Below are 1,535 nucleotides of genomic sequence, written 5' to 3' on the forward strand. Positions count from 1 at the left end.
TGCTCCTTAGAAAGGAGGTGATCCAGCCGCACCTTCCGGTACGGCTACCTTGTTACGACTTCGTCCCAATCGCCGATCCCACCTTCGACGGCTCCCTCCCACAAGGGGTTAGGCCACCGGCTTCGGGTGTTACCGACTTTCATGACGTGACGGGCGGTGTGTACAAGGCCCGGGAACGTATTCACCGCAGCGTTGCTGATCTGCGATTACTAGCGACTCCAACTTCACGGGGTCGAGTTGCAGACCCCGATCCGAACTGAGACCGGCTTTAAGGGATTCGCTCCACCTCACGGTATCGCAGCCCTCTGTACCGGCCATTGTAGCATGTGTGAAGCCCTGGACATAAGGGGCATGATGACTTGACGTCGTCCCCACCTTCCTCCGAGTTGACCCCGGCAGTCTCTCACGAGTCCCCGCCATAACGCGCTGGCAACATAAGATAAGGGTTGCGCTCGTTGCGGGACTTAACCCAACATCTCACGACACGAGCTGACGACAGCCATGCACCACCTGTACACCAACCACAAGGGGGGCTGTATCTCTACAGCTTTCTGGTGTATGTCAAACCCAGGTAAGGTTCTTCGCGTTGCATCGAATTAATCCACATGCTCCGCCGCTTGTGCGGGCCCCCGTCAATTTCTTTGAGTTTTAGCCTTGCGGCCGTACTCCCCAGGCGGGGTACTTAATGCGTTAGCTACGGCACGGAGTCCGTGGAAGGAGCCCCACACCTAGTACCCACCGTTTACGGCATGGACTACCAGGGTATCTAATCCTGTTTGCTACCCATGCTTTCGCTTCTCAGCGTCAGTTACTTCCCAGAGACCCGCCTTCGCCACCGGTGTTCCTCCTGATATCTGCGCATTTCACCGCTACACCAGGAATTCCAGTCTCCCCTGAAGTACTCTAGTCCGCCCGTATCGCCTGCAAGCTTAAGGTTGAGCCCCAAGTTTTCACAAACGACGCGACGAACCGCCTACAAGCTCTTTACGCCCAGTAATTCCGGACAACGCTCGGACCCTACGTATTACCGCGGCTGCTGGCACGTAGTTGGCCGGTCCTTATTCTACAGGTACAGTCACTTGCGCTTCGTCCCTGTCAAAAGCGGTTTACAACCCGAAGGCCGTCATCCCGCACGCGGCGTCGCTGCATCAGGCTTTCGCCCATTGTGCAATATTCCCCACTGCTGCCTCCCGTAGGAGTCTGGGCCGTGTCTCAGTCCCAGTGTGGCCGGTCACCCTCTCAGGTCGGCTACCCGTCGTCGCCTTGGTGAGCCGTTACCTCACCAACAAGCTGATAGGCCGCGGGCCCATCTCGCACCGATAAATCTTTCCACCCCAGAACATGCATCCCGAGGTCATATCCGGTATTAGACCCAGTTTCCCAGGCTTATCCCGAAGTGCAAGGCAGATCACCCACGTGTTACTCACCCGTTCGCCGCTCGTGTACCCCGAAGGGCCTTACCGCTCGACTTGCATGTGTTAAGCACGCCGCTAGCGTTCGTCCTGAGCCAGAATCAAACTCTCCGTTGAAGACTC

The 1,535-nt window shown here is 57.2% G+C and carries 1 rRNA gene; it reads right to left on the bottom strand.

The window, feature by feature from the left end:
* Positions 1-10 precede the first annotated feature (10 nt).
* Positions 11-1,529, bottom strand: a 16S ribosomal RNA gene (locus AB0I35_RS32335).
* Positions 1,530-1,535 lie beyond the last annotated feature (6 nt).

It is taken from the genome of Nocardia sp. NPDC050378 (assembly GCF_040655675.1).
In the GTDB taxonomy this organism is placed as follows: domain Bacteria; phylum Actinomycetota; class Actinomycetes; order Mycobacteriales; family Mycobacteriaceae; genus Nocardia; species Nocardia coubleae.